8 protein-coding genes are annotated in these 6,086 nt (G+C 57.9%); 3 read left to right on the top strand and 5 right to left on the bottom strand.

Going from position 1 to position 6,086, the window contains the following annotated elements; all coding sequences use genetic code 11:
* Nucleotides 1-743 precede the first annotated feature (743 nt).
* A complete protein-coding gene (locus tag FJV80_RS30125; protein WP_142878166.1) occupies nucleotides 744-1,151 on the top strand; it encodes a DUF427 domain-containing protein in 408 nt (135 codons plus the stop codon).
* Nucleotides 1,152-2,323: 1,172 nt separating this feature from the next.
* On the opposite strand, the gene FJV80_RS30115 is transcribed toward FJV80_RS30125, so the two are convergent.
* The 5 genes from FJV80_RS30115 to FJV80_RS35380 all read right to left on the bottom strand — a co-directional run bounded on the left by FJV80_RS30115 (nucleotide 2,324) and on the right by FJV80_RS35380 (nucleotide 5,006).
* The gene (locus tag FJV80_RS30115) at nucleotides 2,324-2,608 is read right to left on the bottom strand and encodes a DUF982 domain-containing protein (protein ID WP_095776118.1); all 285 of its coding nucleotides are present in this window, start codon (nucleotides 2,606-2,608) and stop codon (nucleotides 2,324-2,326) included.
* A gap of 22 nt (nucleotides 2,609-2,630) precedes the next feature.
* Nucleotides 2,631-2,936, bottom strand: coding sequence for a DUF982 domain-containing protein (locus FJV80_RS30110; protein WP_142878165.1), 306 nt, complete (start codon nucleotides 2,934-2,936; stop codon nucleotides 2,631-2,633).
* 49 nt (nucleotides 2,937-2,985) lie between these two features.
* Complete coding sequence (locus FJV80_RS30105) at nucleotides 2,986-3,168, bottom strand: hypothetical protein (RefSeq protein ID WP_142878164.1); 183 nt, start codon at nucleotides 3,166-3,168, stop codon at nucleotides 2,986-2,988.
* Between the two features lie 205 nt (nucleotides 3,169-3,373).
* Nucleotides 3,374-3,577, bottom strand: a complete 204-nt coding sequence (locus tag FJV80_RS30100) for a CsbD family protein (RefSeq protein ID WP_095776116.1) — start codon at nucleotides 3,575-3,577, stop codon at nucleotides 3,374-3,376.
* A 370-nt stretch (nucleotides 3,578-3,947) separates the two neighbouring features.
* Nucleotides 3,948-5,006, bottom strand: coding sequence for a plasmid partitioning protein RepB C-terminal domain-containing protein (locus tag FJV80_RS35380; RefSeq protein ID WP_246689087.1), 1,059 nt, complete (start codon nucleotides 5,004-5,006; stop codon nucleotides 3,948-3,950).
* A gap of 12 nt (nucleotides 5,007-5,018) precedes the next feature.
* Between FJV80_RS35380 and FJV80_RS30090 the strand changes: the two genes are divergently transcribed.
* Both FJV80_RS30090 and FJV80_RS30085 read left to right on the top strand, forming a co-directional pair.
* The gene (locus FJV80_RS30090; protein WP_142878163.1) at nucleotides 5,019-5,207 is read left to right on the top strand and encodes a hypothetical protein; all 189 of its coding nucleotides are present in this window, start codon (nucleotides 5,019-5,021) and stop codon (nucleotides 5,205-5,207) included.
* A 91-nt stretch (nucleotides 5,208-5,298) separates the two neighbouring features.
* On the top strand, nucleotides 5,299-5,676 hold the full coding sequence (locus FJV80_RS30085) for a hypothetical protein (protein ID WP_246689086.1): 378 nt from the start codon (nucleotides 5,299-5,301) through the stop codon (nucleotides 5,674-5,676).
* Nucleotides 5,677-6,086: the final 410 nt, after the last annotated feature.

Below are 6,086 nucleotides of genomic sequence, written 5' to 3'. Positions count from 1 at the left end.
CGATCCTTCGGCTGAGAATTGCGCTTGATTGACAGTGGCGAGGTCCAGCTTGGCCGCCGCTGTCCCGCCGCAAGTGATGGCAAGCGCCGCAGCCACGAGGAGAAGGAGCCTGACCATAGATGCACTCCACCAGAACCTGGTTCTACGACGTATCAAGGCCGATATGGTTCCGCCCAAGCGGCAACTCACTGTGGGGACCGAACGACGGAAAGTGATGAGGACACCCGGGCATTCGGGCGCGCTCTCACGGGATGCGCTCTGGCCAGGCTTCGCGATCAACCAGAGGAAGGCGAGGACGGAACAGGCGAGCTTCGATCGCCGATCTCCCTGCTGGCTCGAAGAACCAAGATGGACGGTGCTCGTGATTAGGAGGAGGCGGTTATCGTCGCTTTCGCCGCATAACACCGCTATGGCTCGACGCCGTCACTGAAGAATGAACCGGACATCAGAGACGCCACCCTCAAGCGCTCCTGCGACGAGAGCCACGACAACTCCGAACTCATCGCGTTACTTCGCCGCCGCCTACGACGTCGCCCGCAGGAGCAGCACCCTCAAGGTTTGACCTGCAAATGGGGCATGACACCGGGAAGGCTTCAAACCCGTCCTGATCCAGCAAAATGCCGGGACTAAAAACATCTAGGAACAACGCGTAGGGGTAAAAGGATTTGCGCCAATTGCGTCCTTGGCAGGAACTGGCATGACAGAGCGACGTTTTCAGGGACACGCAGTCAAGGAGAGCTAGAATGCAAACCTCCCCCCTGAGTCCCGAGCATTCTGCGATGGCGCCTGCCATCGTTCCCTTTCATGGGACAGTGACAGTCAGATTCTCCGACGCCATTGTCGCATCCAGCGAGCGCGCAAAACTGCTCTACGAAGACGGACGAAATCCGGTCTTCTACATCCCTTTCGAGGATATCTATTTCGAGCTTTTCGAGAAAACCAACTCCGCCTCGGAGTCCCCATGGGGCACGGCTGGCTATTGGCGCGTTCATGCAGCCGGAGCATCCGCCGATAATTTCATGTGGGCCTATGAAACTCCTGAAAGGGCCGCCCTGGCCATCGCCCGGCACGGCGCTTTCGACCCCCAAAAGGCTCGCATTGACGCCGATCCGGCAGAGGACAAGCAGCATACGCCGCACCTCCCCGATTAGTTGTGTGGAGGAAGCGGTACGAACCGCCGAGATCTCGATTAGCAGCGCATCGGTTGACGACGGGGCGTCGGTCAAGGTTTGCGCAGCGGGCCGAAACAATAAGCATGGACTGGCTGGAAAGCGTCCAAGGTTGGTCGTTCCGATCTTAGCCTTCTTTGTCCACCCCTCAAAGCTGCAACTGCTCAAAGCCTCCGCGAGGGCTTTGAGGAGCATTCCGGCGCCGCCGCACGCTGCAATATCGCCACCCAGGAAAGAGGCGCTCGCCGCTTCAAGGAGTTTTGCAGAGCAGGCGAGATTCTTTACCGCGGCAGCCAACCCACAAAGCGCAGGGATACCTTTGGCAAGCGCGTGCAAACGACATGCCGTTGCACTCTATACCCCCTAAAGCGGCGGCACGCTCTCGCCATAAAACGCCAGAACTTTGTTGCCTCCGAGCGTCCCGCGCACCTCCCGGCAGTTCGAACAAGGGCTGGCTTCGCTGTAAGTGTCCGATTTAGGGCCGGAAGGACGCGCTCGGCCACTCGGATGTCTCGGCCGGAGTTACGATGCTAAGGGTAGAGGCGGTCGCGTGCGCAGGGGGAGGACGCTCCTCATGCATCGCTTCAGGACTGCACCGGGCCGGCCAGACGATCACAGCGGGGTGAGGGAACCTAAGTGTGCTGGACATGTTGGCGCTTGGGCACAGCAAAAGGAACCAATCAATGGCACCAAAATCATCGCGCGACATTCCGGGACAAAAGCCTCGCAAGGACAGGGATCGCAATCCGGAAGGCCGCCGTTAAAACCCCGGATGAGACGAATGACTGGGATCGGGATGCAGTCCACGGTGAGGAAGATTTCACCGGAATAGACATTGAGCGGGATCGAGTCGAGATAGGCGTCACCGTCCCAGGATTATGGCATTGCCTAAGAGGCTGAAGTGAGCCGCTTGGCACCCAAGTACATTAACGCCGAAGCAACACGAACTCGGTCCCAACCGGCTGTTTCGGCGCGGGTTATCAGCTCGTCAACATGGGACGTTAAGGCATCTTGGCAATCGGCGTCATACGGAGTCGCGATTACCTCATGAGTTGGGGGTCTAATTGCGGCTTCCTTTACCATCAACGTTCTCGTGAAAATAACAAGATTGAGGGAAAGGCGGCCGCCGGCTGTGGCAACCGCCTTTTTTGGCCTTAGACGTGGTCGGGCGTCCACGTTGAGAGGGGCGGGGTCGTGACCCCATCATCCATCAGTATATCTTTTTTCCGAGCGAAGGCCGTAAAAATGCCCCGTGCGGTTTCAGGGTCGATATCGCCTACCAAAGCGGCTTTGCAGGCTCGAATAGCCGCTTTCTGTTCCGGGCTATTGCCGCACCACTCCACTGCAAATTGATAGGCCTCGGCAACTGTGTTGAGTTGACGGGGAAAGCCTAACCCAACCCAGACGCGAACCGGTTGTTCAAAAGGCTTTGATAGCATCGCTGACTACCTCCTCCCATGCTCACGTGACCAACCCGCCGCTTCGGCTCCGGCCTTCGGGAACCACCCATAGGATGGCACCTGTTACTTCTTGATGGATCTTGGCTGTCTTTGCGAATCCACAAAATGCTTGGCGGGCGGCCGAAAGCGGGTAGTCGCTGTCGAACGCTCTCTGGCAGGCGCGAAGAGCGGTTTGGTAGCTAACGCCCCGTCTCTCCTTTGGCCACTCGTAGAGGAATTCCAGGGCGTCCTCGAGATCAGCAATTTCCTGTACCAGACTGCCGCCGCTGTTTACGAAAACAGGGCTGTCGAAAATCCGATCGTTCATAGGATCCTCCAAGTCGAACGAACAACTGAGTTTTTGATGCTGGCGCACCTCACGGTGAACGCCCGACGGCGATATGGGTCTGAGGATTTTGGCCGTCAAGATCGGTCAAAAACAGGCCTGAAAAAAATTTGCGCAACACGTTTGGCTTCCACCCCCGCAACCATCGTGCGGCCGTCTGGTGGCGGGCTCGCCGCCTTGCCGCATCCAATGTTGGATGGAGCAGCTTGATCATGCCGCTTCAAGTGCCTTGATGCCACCTCATTGCCGAGCTTGATACTTCCCCGAGCCTTGGCCTGATGATGGAGGGAGAAATCGCGTTGTCAAAGGATTGCGAGGACTTATTCCATGACCGCTAGGCTCATTGCAGGTCTCGTACGCGCCCGGCCGGCCGGCGAAGGTCAAGCCCGCCGCCGCGAAGGAGGCGGCGGGCTATTTTCTTACCAGCCTTGCCTGTTGTACCAGTCGTCGATATCGCGACGGACACGGTCGCGTTCGATGCCGTAGCGCTCCTGGATCTTACCTTCGAGTTGATCGCGTTTGCCGGCGATGCGATCAAGGTCATCATCAGTGAGTTTCCCCCACTGTTCTTTGACCTTGCCCTTCACCTGCTTCCAGTTTCCCTCGACGCGGTTCCAGTCCATCACGACCTCCTTCGTTACAAACAGATCGAACGTCGTTTCGCCAGGGAAGTTCCAGGCCGCCCGGCCTGTTGGACTCGTCGGGGGCCGGGGAGAAGGGCGCCCGCCCAGCCCTGGATGGACAATCCCGCAATTATTGGGCGTGCGCAAAGCCGGCACCTTTCGACAACGCGTTTAACGATTTGAACAAGGTAGCGGGATTGCGGGATCCTATGCGGGACGATCCTGCTATAATGTCTCATGGCCGTCAGAATAGTGGCTGTCCTGGTGCTTCTTGTGGCCTTCGCCTACGGATTCACAAAACTCGTGGAACGTTATGGTGGCGTTGGACACAGGCCCTCTGGGTGTGAGCAATTCTCTGACTGCCCCCACCCTAACGCCCCGCCTCCTCCCTAGGGCCGCGACGACACCCAGAAGAATGCCGAGCATCATGGCGAAAAAAGTCCTGATGATGGTGTTGACGCCGCCTGCCATTACCCATTTCGAGAACAGGTTGTCGGCGACGTGGTTCCACGAGCGCTATGCGCCCACCTTTTCTTCGCGGCGGCCGAGAGCTCGTTTTATAACTAGATGCGGTATTTGCGGCTATTCGATCGGGATACTGTTCAGCTCGGGCGAGCGGGCGCTTTTCTGCACGAACTGCGATGGCGGCGGGCCGGTTCGCCTTAGGTCCACAGCCTGCCGCCAAACTGAGGGAGTTGGAAAATGCATGGCCACCCGACAACTTGTGAAACTCTTCAAAATTGCCGGGAAAAGTATGGGCTAGGTAGCGCACGACCCTGGAGTTACCCATCAGCCGGTCCAAATAACGGCCGGCCGCCAACAGTTCCAGGCTCACAGGGCCAAGTCGCTCCATAGCGCTCAGAAATTCACAGCTTGGCCTGCCAAGTTCCGGCGTCATCGCGCCCGGTTGGTCTTCAGACACGTTGGCAATCATCGCCGGATAGAAACCCTCGGCCAGCAGCGGACGCGGCGTAAAAGCGATAAGGATCTTTGCGTATGTGAATGTGACCCGCTCCATGGCGACCATCAGTCGGGCAATTTCCAACTGCCTGTCGGGGAGCACATGCCGCAGCAAGCCGAAGATTTTCACCTTCACAGGGTAGTCTTGGAGGAAATCGAGGACGTCCGGGCAGATCCCGCTGACAGGTTGACGGCCTGCGTTCTTGCCAAGAAAGGGCTTGCTGGCATGCGCTGCTGCTCCCGGTTTGAACTTCTCGCCTTGCAACCTCTCGGCCACGGATTTTGGTATCGGGGCAAGTCCCTCGGACACCAACAACGATTGAAACCTTTTATCCCTCATTATCGGGCGAAGCGCTTCGACCAGGCTGCCCAACCGCTGTTCAGTTTCCACGGCTTCTCTTATGAAATCGCGCTTGCGTTGGCACTCTGCTTCATAGGCTGCCAAGAGCTTGGGCGCGAAGAGCTTCAACTTTGACCCTGGTTGATCGGCAGCAATGCTATGGGCGTGTCTCTGGTCGCTGTTTTGCAAGCATTGTTAGCGGCCTCGCTGGCTGCGGCGCGGCTTCTCGCCATAATAGTGCCGGAAATGTTCGGCCCGCGGGTACCTCTTTCTGTTACATTAGCGAATGCTCATATTGACGAAGCCGTTGGCTGCGCCAAGTTCTTCTGACGGGCAAAGAGCATCAAATGACCGAAACGACTTCATTGAAGCCACCGGACAGGCTGCAGCTTGCCCTGGCGTAGCAGGGAGGAGATTAGAGATGAAAACGGCTATTCCAACCTCTTTTACAAGACGGGGCGTCGTCACTGTTGCTGTGTTGGGCGCGGCCGCCGCGTCGACCGCAATATTGCCAGCTCACAATGCGCTGGCGCAGACCAAGCAAACCACGCCTGAGAAAAGTCTATATGAACGGCTGGGTGGCGTGTTCGCCATAGCTGCCGTGGTGAACTACTTCAGCGACGCCGTCGTGAAGAATCCCATTGTCGGCCAGAAGTCCAAGAACCCGCAGCTACGGCAATGGCACAGTAAGAACCTCGAACGGCTGCCCGGTCTTAAGTTCATGCGCACACTTTGGGGCTGCGACGTTTCGGGCGGGCCCTACAAGTTTGTGGCCGGGCTCGACGCCGCTCGGCCTTGAGGAAGCCCACCGCCGGCTGAAAATCTCGCCCCCGGCATTCGATGAGGTCGCAGCGGAGCTCGGGCGCACGTTGGACCACTTTAAGATTGCCAAGCCCGAGAAGGACGAAGTCCTGGCCGCCTTCGCCGCGCACCGCCGGCTACCGCGAAAAGGGCTGAAGACGCTCGCTCAATACGCGCTTGCGCCCCTTCATCGCCTGCCTTGTCGGAAAGGGCTGCTTTGCTCGTAGAAGTCCCGGCCTGCCTGGAAATGTGTAGAGTCATCTGAGCCATACAATTGGTAATGACGGCGAATAGTGCCTTTTCGAAACGTGCTGCAACGCGGTATTCGGAATGACCGCGTCAGGTTCCCTTCATGTTGACCAGCCTCGGAAGCGGGAAGTGTCGCATCTCTAACCGCATTACTAAATA

Source organism: Mesorhizobium sp. WSM4310 (genome assembly GCF_007003935.1).
GTDB lineage: Bacteria > Pseudomonadota > Alphaproteobacteria > Rhizobiales > Rhizobiaceae > Mesorhizobium.
This window is presented reverse-complemented; position numbering and strand designations above follow the sequence as displayed.

What these genes read in the sequence shown, in the direction of transcription:
- FJV80_RS30125 (WP_142878166.1), top strand. Translation starts at nt 744, where the DNA reads ATGCAAACCTCCCCCCTGAGTCCCGAGCATTCTGCGATGGCGCCTGCC.
- FJV80_RS30115 (WP_095776118.1), bottom strand. Translation starts at nt 2,608, where the DNA reads ATGCTATCAAAGCCTTTTGAACAACCGGTTCGCGTCTGGGTTGGGTTA.
- FJV80_RS30110 (WP_142878165.1), bottom strand. Translation starts at nt 2,936, where the DNA reads ATGAACGATCGGATTTTCGACAGCCCTGTTTTCGTAAACAGCGGCGGC.
- FJV80_RS30105 (WP_142878164.1), bottom strand. Translation starts at nt 3,168, where the DNA reads ATGATCAAGCTGCTCCATCCAACATTGGATGCGGCAAGGCGGCGAGCC.
- FJV80_RS30100 (WP_095776116.1), bottom strand. Translation starts at nt 3,577, where the DNA reads ATGGACTGGAACCGCGTCGAGGGAAACTGGAAGCAGGTGAAGGGCAAG.
- FJV80_RS30085 (WP_246689086.1), top strand. Translation starts at nt 5,299, where the DNA reads ATGAAAACGGCTATTCCAACCTCTTTTACAAGACGGGGCGTCGTCACT.